Source organism: Cysteiniphilum marinum, assembly GCF_014857925.1.
GTDB lineage: Bacteria > Pseudomonadota > Gammaproteobacteria > Francisellales > Francisellaceae > Caedibacter > Caedibacter marinus.
On sequence record NZ_JACYVZ010000004.1, the window covers coordinates 108,476 to 122,481 of the forward strand.

General features: G+C 36.7%; 14 protein-coding genes. 1 reads left to right on the forward strand and 13 read right to left on the reverse strand.

Features of this window, described 5'->3' with window-relative positions:
• Window positions 1–132: 132 nt before the first annotated feature.
• The 12 genes from IE867_RS03905 to IE867_RS03960 form a co-directional block, all read right to left on the reverse strand.
• Window positions 133–1,743 (reverse strand): RHS repeat domain-containing protein, encoded by a 1,611-nt coding sequence (locus IE867_RS03905; protein ID WP_192483471.1) that lies wholly within the window; start codon window positions 1,741–1,743, stop codon window positions 133–135.
• A 5-nt stretch (window positions 1,744–1,748) separates the two neighbouring features.
• Complete coding sequence (locus IE867_RS03910; RefSeq protein ID WP_192483472.1) at window positions 1,749–3,296, reverse strand: RHS repeat domain-containing protein; 1,548 nt, start codon at window positions 3,294–3,296, stop codon at window positions 1,749–1,751.
• A gap of 263 nt (window positions 3,297–3,559) precedes the next feature.
• Complete coding sequence (locus tag IE867_RS03915; RefSeq protein WP_192483473.1) at window positions 3,560–5,215, reverse strand: RHS repeat domain-containing protein; 1,656 nt, start codon at window positions 5,213–5,215, stop codon at window positions 3,560–3,562.
• A 210-nt stretch (window positions 5,216–5,425) separates the two neighbouring features.
• The gene (locus IE867_RS03920; RefSeq protein WP_192483474.1) at window positions 5,426–6,067 is read right to left on the reverse strand and encodes a hypothetical protein; all 642 of its coding nucleotides are present in this window, start codon (window positions 6,065–6,067) and stop codon (window positions 5,426–5,428) included.
• A 20-nt stretch (window positions 6,068–6,087) separates the two neighbouring features.
• Window positions 6,088–6,732 (reverse strand): hypothetical protein, encoded by a 645-nt coding sequence (locus tag IE867_RS03925; protein WP_192483475.1) that lies wholly within the window; start codon window positions 6,730–6,732, stop codon window positions 6,088–6,090.
• Window positions 6,733–6,791: 59 nt separating this feature from the next.
• Window positions 6,792–7,391, reverse strand: a complete 600-nt coding sequence (locus tag IE867_RS03930; protein WP_192483476.1) for a hypothetical protein — start codon at window positions 7,389–7,391, stop codon at window positions 6,792–6,794.
• Window position 7,392: 1 nt separating this feature from the next.
• Complete coding sequence (locus IE867_RS03935; RefSeq protein WP_192483477.1) at window positions 7,393–7,908, reverse strand: hypothetical protein; 516 nt, start codon at window positions 7,906–7,908, stop codon at window positions 7,393–7,395.
• A gap of 170 nt (window positions 7,909–8,078) precedes the next feature.
• Window positions 8,079–8,219, reverse strand: coding sequence for a hypothetical protein (locus IE867_RS03940; RefSeq protein WP_192483478.1), 141 nt, complete (start codon window positions 8,217–8,219; stop codon window positions 8,079–8,081).
• Between the two features lie 468 nt (window positions 8,220–8,687).
• The gene (locus tag IE867_RS03945) at window positions 8,688–9,323 is read right to left on the reverse strand and encodes a chorismate mutase family protein (protein WP_192483479.1); all 636 of its coding nucleotides are present in this window, start codon (window positions 9,321–9,323) and stop codon (window positions 8,688–8,690) included.
• 25 nt (window positions 9,324–9,348) lie between these two features.
• The gene (locus IE867_RS03950) at window positions 9,349–10,593 is read right to left on the reverse strand and encodes an MFS transporter (protein ID WP_192483480.1); all 1,245 of its coding nucleotides are present in this window, start codon (window positions 10,591–10,593) and stop codon (window positions 9,349–9,351) included.
• 34 nt (window positions 10,594–10,627) lie between these two features.
• A complete protein-coding gene (locus IE867_RS03955) occupies window positions 10,628–10,819 on the reverse strand; it encodes a hypothetical protein (protein ID WP_192483481.1) in 192 nt (63 codons plus the stop codon).
• A gap of 199 nt (window positions 10,820–11,018) precedes the next feature.
• Window positions 11,019–11,534, reverse strand: coding sequence for a hypothetical protein (locus IE867_RS03960; protein ID WP_192483482.1), 516 nt, complete (start codon window positions 11,532–11,534; stop codon window positions 11,019–11,021).
• A gap of 230 nt (window positions 11,535–11,764) precedes the next feature.
• Between IE867_RS03960 and IE867_RS03965 the strand changes: the two genes are divergently transcribed.
• The gene (locus IE867_RS03965; RefSeq protein WP_318779312.1) at window positions 11,765–12,271 is read left to right on the forward strand and encodes a queuosine precursor transporter; all 507 of its coding nucleotides are present in this window, start codon (window positions 11,765–11,767) and stop codon (window positions 12,269–12,271) included.
• Window positions 12,272–12,282: 11 nt separating this feature from the next.
• Here the strand turns inward: IE867_RS03965 and IE867_RS03970 are convergent, their stop codons facing one another.
• The gene (locus tag IE867_RS03970; RefSeq protein ID WP_192483484.1) at window positions 12,283–13,824 is read right to left on the reverse strand and encodes an RHS repeat domain-containing protein; all 1,542 of its coding nucleotides are present in this window, start codon (window positions 13,822–13,824) and stop codon (window positions 12,283–12,285) included.
• Window positions 13,825–14,006: the final 182 nt, after the last annotated feature.

The following is a 14,006-nucleotide window of genomic DNA, read 5'->3' on the forward strand; positions in this document are numbered from 1 at the left end:
GCATTCACTCTGGGACTATCAATGCCAAATAGTTTGGGATGCTACACTTGCTAAAACTCTCGCGTTTAGTAGTCATTATCTGTTCCTCTTCATTTAGATCGAATTATCTCTTAATTTTTTGGTCTTAGTGGTCTAGATTTTGATGCTTGCTATATATTGATTAATCACATTTTCAATGATTTCTTTGTGACTTATCACTTCGATATTTCCGCTGATCTTCTTTAAATTTATTTTCATCAATTTTACTTTTTGAAGTAAGCCTGGCTTCAGTCCATCATTTAACCTATCAATTGCTCTATTGATTTTTTTAACAACAGTTCGACTGCCTGATCTGAAACCTTTTAACCAAATCTTTTTCTTGTTTTTAGTTAACGCGTCTGTTAACGCATCATTAAGTATTTTAACAAGTTCATCATGATTCATCTCAACGCCAAGCTTACCTTTTATTATGTCTTTTATTGAACAGGCTTCACTATTGCTTAATTCTAGAATTAATTCATTACTCTGCTTAGAGACAAGCTTCAATCCTTTATTACCTTCATAGACTCCTTTTGCAAGTGCTCCAAAATCTAATATCATGCCTAGATATCCAGTATATGAAGAAATTTTATTAAAGGTCTTGTTCTCTAATGATAAACCAATAACTCCTAATGTACCTGAGGCACCTCCGAAAAATGCCGATGCTGCAAACAAATAAGAGCCACCTGAAAAGAAGAAACCTAACACTCCACCGATAATTGCAATTATATTGAAAGTATAAGCACTAACTTTCTCCGACTCATGCCCACTCGGATCAATCTTATTCACAGGATCAGAATCCGCATAGCTATAGTGATTCCAGACATCATAACTGTCTCTAGATAAAAACCTAGCACTGGTTGGATCATAATCACGTGCTTTTAAGTAAACAGTGTTACTGTCTAAGTCCTGATACTCACCCTTATAAGTAAAGTTATTCGCCGCATTGGTGTTTAAGCTGTTGCCATTATTGGCGTTATTGCTATTCTCTAGATGGGTGAACTTAAAGGCTTGGGCAAGATAGCTATCACTCAATGCTTTTGGATTACCATAGGCATCATAGTGCTGATTACCCATTACCTCTAAATCACCTGATTTTAATACACCATTGCCAACAGCACGCGCTAACATCATCACCGTATCGCCATTTTGATGCACATAATAACTGTCTTGATTGTTTTGAGTGTTATAGTCAGCAACGGTCGCCATATCTTTGCCAAGACCTGAGAGAAAAAAGCTGTGCTTAATTTTCTCGGTTGCTGTGACATTCTCTGTTGCTAACACGTGACCCGATTGATCATAATAAAACCTGATATGTTCACCGTTCTTAATAATGCAATCTGAACGTAAACCGTTAGGGTAATACTGGTAGTTTATTTTTTTACCACTCTTTAACTTCACTTTAACCAATTGATCTTGACCATTGAATGTATATTCTTTGCCATCAGCAGCTGTGATCAAATCACCATCTTGACTATATGTTTGATCGCGTGACGACCAATCATGTGGATTCTGGACACTCGTTAGTTGATCTAAATCGTTATACCTGTATGTTATGGTTGCACTATCTGTATTATTGATGCTATTAATAATCACCATTGGATGATGACTTGAAACAACAGGCAGTGATGCCGCTAATGCCACATTTTGCCATGTGCTTGTGACCACTAATAAACTAGCTAAGAACTGTACAGTTTTATTTTCCCTATGTGTGTTGCTTTCCATATCATCTATCCTGTCAAATATCGTTCATTAGAGGCATAATGTACAGATAAGTCTTTATCACTTTTATTGACAAATATGAAAAGTTTTGAATCTTTATCGTAATTTTCACTTTCCTTCTTAACCATATTATTAAGCATCAATCGATCATTTCCGTTTTTGTCTTTATAAGCTCTAGTATACTTATCCAGTAAATCATTTTCTGATGTTGCAGCTGCTGTATGATTAGAACCATTAAAAGATAAATTATCATAAATCTCATTTAATTGTTTTAAATCTTCTCTTATCTGCTGAGTCTTAAACTTTTTTAACCCTTTAGATGCTCCAAATAAACTCGTAAAAATCGATAAACCGCCACCAATAGCACTCATTGCAATCACCTCACCAGAATTAATTTTTTGATTTTTTTTCTTAAATATGAGCTGAGAAGATATATCACTAGCAGCCCCTCCTGTAGCTCCAGCTAGAAATGGGATTATCATGTTTTGTATCGTAATATTTGATTTAAAGAATAAACCTAAGGCATATCCTGTTATATAGCCAGCTAATGAATCAACAACCACAGTTAGCGCTATTAACATCAAAAGCTCTAATGCCTTTGGCATATGCCCACTCGGATCAATCTTATTCACCGGATCCGAATCAGCATAGCTATAATGATTCCACACGTCATAACTGTCTCTGGATAAAAATCTGGCACTGGCAGGATCATAGTCACGTGCTTTTAAGTAAACAGTGTTACTGTCTAAGTCCTGATACTCACCCTTGTAAGTAAAGTTATTGGCAGCAGTCGTATTTAAGCTGTTCTTATTAGAGTTATCGTCTTGATTGCTATTCCCTAGATGGGCGAATTTAAATGCCTTGGCAAGATAGCTGTCATTCAAAGCTTTTGGATTACCATAAGCATCGTACTGTTGATTGCCCATTACCTCTAAGCCACCTGATTGCAATACACCATTGCCAACAGAGCGCGCCAACATCATTACCGTATCACCATTTTGATGCACATAGTAACTGCCTTGATTGTTTTGGGTATTATACTCAGCAACTGTCGCCATATCTTTGCCAAGACCTGAGAGAAAAAAGCTGTGCTTAATTTTCTCGGTTGCTGTAACATTCTCTGTCGCTAACACGTGACCTGATTGATCATAATAAAACCTGATATGTTCACCATTCTTAATAATCCGATCTGAGCGTAAACCATTAGGGTAATACTGGTAGTTTATTTTTTTACCACTCTTTAACTTCACTTTAACCAATTGATCTTGACCATTGAATGTATATTCTTTGCCATCAGCAGCTGTGATCAAATCACCATCTTGACTATATGTTTGATCGCGTGACGACCAATCATGTGGATTCTGGACACTCATTAGTTGATCTAAATTGTTATACCTGTATGTGGTGGTTGTGCTATCTGTATTATTACCGCTATTAATAATCGCCGTTGGATGATGACTTGAAACAACAGGCAATGATGCCGCTAATGCGACATTCTGCCATGTGCTTGTGATCAACAACAAACTTATCAGTAGTTGCACAATCGTCTTTTTCATAACTTCCCCATAAAATAAAAACGCAAATAATGAACAACTGTTGCCGCTGTAGATATAGATGTAGATAAAATTATACTATTAGCTAAAGTTAGGTGCTATCCGTATGGGTACGGTATGACTGAAATGATCTCCGCATTTACCCTGGGACTATCAATGCCAAATAGTTGGGGATGCTACAACAACTCCATCGAAGCCTCATTCTGTATTGGCACATTAGAAGGTGTGTTATTGTGTTACGGTAAGCCTGATATTTTTAACAATGATCATTCTCTAAAGAACCCAAAATCTCTAGCAGTCTGATACATAGCGTCACTATTGTTAGTATTAGATATTTCAAAATAATAGTTTGCAAATAAGTCAATTTGGTTCTCGTCTGTCAAAAACTCATAGATATCATCTATTGGGTCTGCTACGCTCACGTCTTCTAAAACATTTCTTAAAGCTTCATAAAAGCGATATTTAAATGTAAGCCTTTGCATGCCGCGCCCAGAAGCCATACCCATACTTGAAAATGCATTCTTATATTGATTGAAATCGAATTTTAAAGATTGCTTATTGTTCTTGAACATATTTTTGAGCTCCTCATTACTCATATTATCTAGCTCTCCTTTTAGTTTAGAAGCCAAAGCAGTAAATGTATTCTCCTCTTGTCTTAAATGTAAATTTATATAGATTTTTCGATTACTAGATATCTGAAAATGTCTATTAGTAGGTCTTGGTACATCCACTACACTATTAGCAAGAGATCGCGATCCTAAATATTTTTTATACACTCCATACGATATAAGTGAAATTAGAGCAACTGCTCCTACGACAATGCCAGTAATAGCACCTGCCGAAAGCCCACCTTTTTCTTGTGTCGCTTTAGAAATTTTTTGAACTAAGTCTGCGCCCATTTCGATTTCACCAATGACAGGCATAAATGAGCCTACAAATTGCAATATACCATACAAATGCATTGCGCTATGCCCACTCGGATCAATCTTATTCACAGGATCAGAATCAGCATAACTATAATGATTCCATACATCATAACTGTCTCTAGATAAAAATCTAGCACTAGCAGGATCATAGTCACGTGCTTTTAAGTAAACGATGTTACTGTCTACATCTTGATACTCACCCTTGTAAGTGAAGTTATTCGCTGCATTGGTATCTAAGCTATTGCTATTATTTACGTTTTTGTCTTGATTGCTATTCTCTAGATGGGCGAACTTAAAAGCTTGGGCAAGATAGCTATCACCTAAGGATTTTGGATTACCATAGGCATCATAATGCTGATTACCCATTACCTCTAAACCACCTGATTTTAATACACCATTGCCAACAGCGTGCGCTAACATCATCACCGTATCACCATTTTGATGAACATAATAACTGTCTTGATTGTTTTGAGTGTTATACTCAGCAACAGTTGCCATATCTTTGCCAAGACCTGAGAGAAAAAAGCTGTGCTTAATTTTCTGGGTTGCTGTGACATTCTCTGTCGCTAACACGTGACCCGATTGATCATAATAAAACCTGACGTGTTCACCGTTCTTAATAATGCGATCTGAGCGTAAACCATTAGGATAATACTGGTAGTTTATCGTTTTACCACTCTTTAACTTCACTTCAACCAATTGATCTTGACCGTTAAATGTATATTCTTTGCCATCGGCAGCTGTGATTAAATCACCATCTTGACTATATGTTTGCTCACGTGCCGACCAATCATGTGGATTCTGGACACTCGTTAGTTGATCTAAATCGTTATACCAGTATGTGGTGGTTGCACTATCTGTATTATTAATGCTATTAATCATCACCATTGAATGATTACTCTTAACAACAGGCAATGATGCCGCTAATGCCACATTCTGCCATGTGCTTGTAATGACAAAGACACCAATCAGGATTCTAACTAATTGCTTATTCATACTTTCCCCATAAAGATAATGTAAAGACAATTGATAAATATTGCCATTGTAGATGTAGATGTAGATAAAATTATACTATTGGCTAAAGTCAGGTGCTGTCCATACACATGCTAGTATTATAGCACGCAATCTAAGAAGGAACAGAAACAGAATACAAACTTTGTTGTTACATCGATCTTTAAATTATTCGCGTATCATAGTTATCTGACACTACGTCCATTCACCGTTAGGTGAGTATTGTACATAGACACCTCCAGAGCAAAAACTATCACCATTCGAGCATTTATCGTAACAATAGCCATCCTGACAATGCACATAAGCAGATCGACCAGCTTTGACATTTGAATCACCAACACGCAGGTATTTAGTTAGTATATTTAGGCGTGCTGGATGACTTGAATCAACAGATTGGTTGGGAGGCATTATACCAATGTCATATGAGCGATCACCATCACCAAAATCATGGTTTTCACCATCTGCTACAATAAACAAAAATCCTTTGCCATCAATCAGACTCACAATAGAAATATAGAAAAAACTAGAAGAAGGCCCACAAACCAAACCGCCATTATCTGTTCTAAAGTGACCTATTGATATACAGTGCAAACCTTTACCATAAGCTACTAGGACATGTACTTGGTAACTATCCTTACTAGGGATAGTAACCTGATGACCTTTATGATCTTTTCCGCCATAATACCAACAGTGATCATACTTTTTTGGTGGAATAGTTATAGTATAAATATTATTAACATCTATTGAGTTATAAACACACATTTTTAGATCACCAGTCGTTGCTGCAAAAACATTATTGAATAATACAATCAAGATCATTAATAAAACAGTACGCATAATTATTTCCTAAATATAAGTTAAACGGGGATTAAAGATGTAAGTTCATGCTTTGGCGACCATATCACATAAATACCGCCTGTGATTACATCATAACTACTGCCATCATCTTGACACAAATCATTAGGACCAGAATGAGCACAATATACATAATTCAAGCCACTCATTACTGGACCTAATGACAGTTGCAATGTGTTAACAAAGTTTTTCTTACCTGTGGTAATTTGTGGATAAACACCAGAATTAGAATTGGATGAGTTGGCAACAATGCCTACCATAGGATGATCGAATGTACCACTATTATCGTTAGTATTAGGCGCAATTTGACGATATATATCTTGTCCAATGTCGGTAGTAATGAACGCTTGAAAAGAGTAATTGATATCAGCAGGAACATTTTCATAATCACCCACTTCATACCCTGAAATCATTATCGGCTTTGTATACAGTAGAGTATCGCTATCAGGCGAACAAAAGATTCCTTTACCATTGACTTTGACACTAAGAGGGTAGTAACTATTGGTATCATCAATACTGTTAAAATTGAATTGATACTTGTGCGTATTTTGCGCATCATCACTATAGACACAAACATGCATGGATAAACTAAATCCTAAAAATGGAAAAAGTATAAGAATATATAAAGAGTGACTTATCTTAATCATAGAACTATCCTATATTTTATTAACGAATAATTAAAGTATTGAACCTAACAACCTTAATGTCATGTAAAGGTGCCATCTGGACTAAATAACACATCTATCCCGCCATATTTATGATCCAACATATTGTTATCAATCCCACCTATTTCTGCGGTCTCATGACTCAGCGTCAAAGATTTTGATATCTGGAGATAATTCAGCGAAGTATTTTTATCTGATAGACCAATGAAATAATATTTTGGTTCGCCTCTAGTATGACTCGTATACTGATCAGTATGAGCATTAGTTAATGATATCTCACGGCTCTTACTAGGGTCATTATCAACAAGCAGCGATAGTCGGAAATATGCAGTATCACAGTCAAAATAGGATCTACCAATGTAAGCACACTTTAAATTACCAGCACTCTTATCTTTAAATACAATATGCTTAACAACATGATTTGATTGCGGTATTGTTGAGTAAGGAGAATAAATACATGATGACTCAGACAAAGGATGAACAACCACGGTGTACGCCTGAGGATAAGGAGCATCCTTTATTGCTTGAATACAGACAGTATAATCAGATTCTGAATTAAGAGCAACATCGCCAATAACATAATTACTTGAACAGACACCAACAAAACCCACAAAAATACATAACAGTTTAGAAACCCGCATATCAGCCTCGATAATTCTGATCAATCAACTCCATCGCCTTATCCATAAGATAAGCCGCATTGTAAGTGATCGATTGCATTGTCTGACAGCCATCGGCAAAATATGCACCGGTATACAATAATCCTGATGACAGCTCCATGACATGCATGGCACTGTTAATGGTCGCATCACTATAGGTACTTTGATGATACTGCTTTGCGCCATTGAGCAATGTTTCGACTTGTTGAATACAGGTCTGTGGTGATATAGAAGTCAGATCATAATTGCCTTTTTTTGTCATCATTTGAACGAGATATTTAGCCTGCTTGTAGCGATGAGCTACAGGACCACCCCCTTGATCATCTGCTGCTTTGTTGTCTTTTACACTTCGAATGATATAATCTGCTAAATCTTTTACGGTCTGGCTATTAACAGGAACAGCAGCACTGCTACTATTAATCGGATTCGCATAACTAATTTGACCGATTGCTGCAAAACCGAAAAAAGTTGTCGTCGCGATTATTTGTAATTTTTTCATTTTTTACCCCATTTTTATTAACTTATGATTTCAATTAACTAACGACAAAACAGTCGCTAGAGCATGTTTCATTCTATAGATCCTCGTATTTTTTGATATCCGTATCAGCACGGTATTCAATTCAGCAATTTTGAGTAATTGAGCAAGCAACAAGATCGACACCCCTTCGATTACTCATTATTATTAGCTTGTTCATTTTTAATATGCTCAATATCAACAAAAGACATATCCAAAACTTTAGCAATTACAGATAAAGGAACTCCCATTTCTGACATTGCCACTGCTTCTTGTAATTTTTGTTGATCTATCAATTTACCCACCCCTTGCCTTTTTCAGATATTGCATAGCAGCAAATCAATTATTTAACCTCTCAAACTAATTTTATCACTAGGATCACCATTTGAATTCAAAACAGTTTCTATTGATCTTTGTTGATTTAACAGATGCCATGCGTTTGAGCATGAATAACCAAACAACACAATTTTTAGAAAGTATTTTTTAACCGACAGCATACAAAGCAACTCCTTTGAATAATCACTTCAAACTCAGCCACTTAAAGCAACGTACTAAGCAAGCAGTAAATGAATTATCTATTTTTTTCTTTGAAGCAGTGCTACTGGAGTATTTTATCTCAGACACTGACCTCAAAACACTCGCATCATCTCCATCGGGATTTTGATCGCAGTAAAGACTATGTAATAGCATACTATAATGAAGCATGGCATATATCCTCCAACATATTTAATTAATGATCATGAAAATACAGGCTTGTCATAGACCTATTGCCTATTATATGCACTTGAGATTTTGATCATATCCGTATGAATACGGAGTTTGAGATTTTGTAATGATTTAATATAGGATAGCAGTAATGGCGAAACATAACCCTTAGCATCTATGAGTCCCGTATTCTTGATAAAAGGGCATACCTGTAAAAATATAATCTTGAATTCATTAACCAGCCTATCAAACTGCATGACATTTAAAACATACATACTTTGCTTGATTGCAATATAAATCTTGGCATTTAAACCTTGTAACTCAATGCGCAAAGCAGTTAACGTATGTTCTGGTGACGGCGCTTGAATACTCTTGCCCTTTAACAGTCCAATCCAATAAGCCTCAATCTGTTTAGCAACATCCATCTGCAATTGTGTAAAGGCGTACAATGGTAAAGGTTCTAGCTGACAATCACTAGCAGCTTGCTTGGCCGCTGCCAACACACGCACTTCTTGCTTGGCATCATAAGCCGTTGCCGTATACTTGCCTTTTTGCTGCGCTGCATACGCCTTAGCAATGGCAACCTCTTTCATCAAGCTTGAGCGCTTGGCTAATAACTCAATCAGATGATCAACTGGGGAAGCACTAGAAGCATACACAGCATTGGCAAAGACCGACTGAGTCAACACGGTCAATATTATAACTACATAACAAAAAATTTTATGCATTCGTATCAACATAATGATTATCTCCTACTATAAAATAAACAATAATTAATGATATTATTGCCACGCCAGCTGCAAAAAATGCGACAGAATAGACCCCGTAGAGCTTGGTCAAATACAGGCTAACAACAGGCAAAATACCAACAAAGACACCAAAACCAACGTTATAAGCAAAAGAAAAACCGCTATACCGCAGATCGGATGGAAAAAAAGCAACCAATGGCAGCATAAACACACCATAAAAGATACCCAAAACCAAACCCAAGACACTATATAGCAGACTAATATACAGTGAATTAATGCTCACCATATATAACAGAGGCAAAGCAAGTATAGCAAATATTCCTAACGCAAAAAGCATGGTGTTTTTAGCGCCTATCACACGCACAATCGAAACGGATAAGAATAAACTTAAAGTAAATATGATTAAGCCAATAATCGAATTCAAGACGATCGCAGAGGATGATATATCAAAGTAATTAATCAATATTACCGGCATCATCGTCAATAGATAGCATGAAGTAATTGCACCAGGTATACACATCAATATCACTTTTAACATCGCCTTTTTGTGTGACTTGAACAATTCTAAAAGTGGTAATGAAGGTTGATGCGCTTTTACGTCAACCTCCTCTTGAATATCCAGTCTACGTAAATACAATGACAGTATAATTAATAGAATAGATGCAAGATAGAACACTCTCCAACCACCTTGTGACAGATATTGGCTGGTCAAGAAATAGCTTGCTAAATGATAAAGTACCAACGCGATAACAACACCAACAAAAGAACCAAAAACAGCTAAAGCCGATGACATCGGATCTTTTAAGCCATAGCGCTCGATGATCATGACCACACTACCACTGTATTGCCCACCCAAAGATAGTCCTTGCAACACTCGACAGATAATCAGCACAATCGACGCAAATATGCCCATGGTTTGATAACCAGGCAAAAGCCCAATTATCAACGCTGCCAGTCCCATTAATAGGCTGGATAAACTCAAGGCTGCCGCACGTGAATACCTATCACCAATATAACCAAAGATAATTGCACCGATCGGTCTGACAAGATAGCCCATCGCAAACACAAAAAAGGCTGCGATATAGGCATTCACCTGACTTGATTGAGGGAAAAAGGTGGCACCGATTATACCCGCACAGTAAATATAGATAATATATTCATACCATTCCGCCATGCTTGAAAACATGATTAATTTAATATTTTTATTACTATTCATAAATTCAATTTATTTTATTACCATTATCTGTTTGCTATCGATGCGAATAAGCAAGAAACTGCCAGAATTTTTCTCTAATGATCTTATTCCTAGCACACTGCTCGTCAATAGTCTCTGATGCTATATCAGGCTTATCTTGTCGCTTATCGTCACAGCACTTTTTATCACCTTCAGCCTCAGCCATCTTGGCAACCACCATGGCTTTAACAAACATTAAACTAGACATCAATAGATATTCCTTGTTATTTATAGCTATATTCTAGCTGTGTGACAGGCGGCTTTGATTGTGTAAACGCTGGCTGAGCGTATGTCTAAGCTTCGATGAAGTGTGATTTCCCAAGTACAGCCACTTCGACTAATGCTCAATAAATCGCTTCGACTTACGCTCAGGGTATAGTCAGCACTTGTGGGCGAATATCTAAGCCTTAGTGATTTATCAGCATTTGTCGGCAAAAATTCGCTTGATGCGAAATCAACACGTAGCGCGAATAATTCAATCGATAGCTTTCTTGCCCCGTGAGTGCGTAAGTGTCAGCCTTTTGTCGTGGTTTATTTAATGGCTGCTTATATATATATGAGCCTGTGGTGCTGTTCTTTGGCACAAGAATCATCTGGTAGTGAGAGCCATCATTATTATGAACATCGAACACACTCAGTGTTTTATTTGCTAAAGCTTGATAACGATAGCTGCCTTGCATCCGCTCACTATTCGTTAAATTATAATAATAAAACGTTCCATCCACCTTAAAGTCCATACAAAACAAATCCCCCGCATGTGGATTCTCCAGAGAGTAGCGACTATCCACAGCGAATAAATAGGATGAATCCTGAGTAACAACATCCATGTCATTACTCGATGGTAGCATGTTTGCTGCAGAGGCAATACACACTCCCCCTAATAATAGGGTTAATAAAACGGATATTCTTTGTTGGAATTTCATAGTTTTCACCATTGTTTAATGCATTAAATAAACATTAGTATAGTAAGACCTGAAATCAATCGATATCCGTAGGTGTACGGGGTTTTATATCTGTATTTTAGATTCTTCTAAGTGAGAGGTGTCAAACTTGTCCTTAACTTCACTATAATACTCCCCATACTTTGGACCACAGTTAGAGACACAAAAAGCGTCTCAAAAATGTTAAACCGTGTGCCAAGTTAGGACAAAAAATCGCACGAAAAATTATTTTTGTTGCCATGCTACCGGCATCAACTATGTCTTATGTTGTTGCAAATATATTTTTAAACGGCCACTATATTGGTATCAGCTCTTTGCTCTCATTTAACCCTTTTGTCGTTAGAATTGTACTTGCAAGTTTTGCTGCTTTCGTTATTGGGCAATTGATGGACATCCTGATATTCAATCAATTAAGGCAATCAAAAAAATGGTGGTCAGCATCTTTACTATCTACAGCACTGGGTGTATTTATCGATAGTATGGTGTTTTTTAGTATCGCTTTTCACCACTCTAGCAACCCATTTATGGCACAACATTGGATAGAGATTGCACTTATTGATACCGCATTCAAGTTTGGCCTGAATGTCATATTGATGTTACCACTTTATCGAATTTGCCTCATTCTAATATCACCCTATAAATTTAAAAAGTTATCGCTATCTAAATTTAAAAAATTGCTGCAAAATGCAAGGCTTTACTGCCTGAAATTCGATTTGTAAAGTTACTGTTATTAGACCGAAGGCCCGCCCAACAACGCAATATATTTTTGTTTATACGCTTGACTAATCTCATGAAATTCCTCTGTTTTATGCTCAAAAGGCGTAAAGTATCTATTGTTATACTCATAAGTTTTAATTTGTAATTTCCTTATGTTACTTTCTATCTGATTATATGTACTAGCATCTGCTATTTTTAATTCTCTTTCCCATCTTATCCTGTCTGCAAAAGACCCATCAGCGACTCCCATGCAATGCTCAAGTTTTTGTTTTACAAAGTAAACGGATTTTGCTTGATCATCAATAATTTTTTCTAATTTAGACTTCAATGCTTCTAATTGGTGTTGCCAATGTTTATTGACTAGACTATCAAACTTATATTTCCTATATTTTTTCACACCTTTATACACTCCAAATGATACGACAGCAAGTAGAAAAACACTTCCTAAGACAATGCCAGTAATCTCACCTGCTGACAGTCCGTTTTTTTCTTTCTTTGCTTTAGAAATTTTTTGAACTAAATCTGCGCCCATTTCGATTTCACCAATGACAGGCATAAATGAGCCTACAAATTGCAATATGCCATACAAATGCATTGCGCTATGCCCACTCGGATCAATCTTATTCACCGGATCAGAATCAGCATAACTATAGTGATTCCAGACATCATAGCTATCACGAGATAAAAATCTAGCACTGGCTGGATCATAGTCACGTGCTTTTAAGTAAACGATGTTACTGTCTACATCTTGATACTCACCCTTGTAAGTGAAGTTATTCGCTGCATTGGTATTTAAGCTATTGCTATTATTAGCGCTATTGTCCTGATTGCTATTCTCTAGATGGGCGAACTTAAAAGCTTGGGCAAGATAGCTATCACCTAAGGATTTTGGATTACCATAGGCATCATAATGCTGATTGCCCATCACCTCTAAACCACCTGATTTTAATACACCATTGCCAACAGAGCGCGCTAACATCATGACCGTATCAGCATTTTGATGAACATAATAACTGTCTTGATTGTTTTGGGTATTATACTCAGCAACGGTTGCCATATCTTTGCCGACACCTGAGAGAAAAAAGCTGTGCTTAATTTTCTGGGTTGCTGTGACATTCTCTGTCGCTAACACGTGACCCGATTGATCATAATAAAATCTGATATGTTCACCATTCTTAATAATGCGATCTGAACGTAAACCATTAGGGTAATACTGGTAGTTTATTGTTTTACCATTCTTTAACTTCACTTGAACCAATTGATCTTGACCATTAAATGTATATTCTTTGCCATCGGCAGCTGTGATTAAATCACCATCTTGACTGTATGTTTGCTCACGCGCCGACCAATCATGTGGATTCTGGACACTCGTTAGTTGATCTAAATCGTTATAACAGTATGTGGTGGTTGCACTATCTGTATTATTAATGCTATTAATAATCGCCGTTGGATGATGACTTGAAACAATAGGCAAAGATGCCGCTAATGCCACATTTTGCCATGTATTTGTGATCAATAACAAACTTATCAGTAGTTGCACAACCGTCTTTTTCATAACTTCCCCATAAAATAACAGCGCAAAGAATGTATAAATATTGACGCTGTAGATGTAGATGTAGATGTAGATGTAGATGTAGATGTAGATGTAGATAAAATTATACTATTGGCTAAAGTCAGGCACTATCCGTGTGCGTACGGATAGCTATGGCAGCTCAAATCAATATAATTTACCAACAT

What these genes read in the sequence shown, in the direction of transcription:
- IE867_RS03905 (WP_192483471.1), bottom strand. Translation starts at nt 1,743, where the DNA reads ATGGAAAGCAACACACATAGGGAAAATAAAACTGTACAGTTCTTAGCT.
- IE867_RS03910 (WP_192483472.1), bottom strand. Translation starts at nt 3,296, where the DNA reads ATGAAAAAGACGATTGTGCAACTACTGATAAGTTTGTTGTTGATCACA.
- IE867_RS03915 (WP_192483473.1), bottom strand. Translation starts at nt 5,215, where the DNA reads ATGAATAAGCAATTAGTTAGAATCCTGATTGGTGTCTTTGTCATTACA.
- IE867_RS03920 (WP_192483474.1), bottom strand. Translation starts at nt 6,067, where the DNA reads ATGCGTACTGTTTTATTAATGATCTTGATTGTATTATTCAATAATGTT.
- IE867_RS03925 (WP_192483475.1), bottom strand. Translation starts at nt 6,732, where the DNA reads ATGATTAAGATAAGTCACTCTTTATATATTCTTATACTTTTTCCATTT.
- IE867_RS03930 (WP_192483476.1), bottom strand. Translation starts at nt 7,391, where the DNA reads ATGCGGGTTTCTAAACTGTTATGTATTTTTGTGGGTTTTGTTGGTGTC.
- IE867_RS03935 (WP_192483477.1), bottom strand. Translation starts at nt 7,908, where the DNA reads ATGAAAAAATTACAAATAATCGCGACGACAACTTTTTTCGGTTTTGCA.
- IE867_RS03950 (WP_192483480.1), bottom strand. Translation starts at nt 10,593, where the DNA reads ATGAATAGTAATAAAAATATTAAATTAATCATGTTTTCAAGCATGGCG.
- IE867_RS03955 (WP_192483481.1), bottom strand. Translation starts at nt 10,819, where the DNA reads ATGTCTAGTTTAATGTTTGTTAAAGCCATGGTGGTTGCCAAGATGGCT.
- IE867_RS03960 (WP_192483482.1), bottom strand. Translation starts at nt 11,534, where the DNA reads ATGAAATTCCAACAAAGAATATCCGTTTTATTAACCCTATTATTAGGG.
- IE867_RS03970 (WP_192483484.1), bottom strand. Translation starts at nt 13,824, where the DNA reads ATGAAAAAGACGGTTGTGCAACTACTGATAAGTTTGTTATTGATCACA.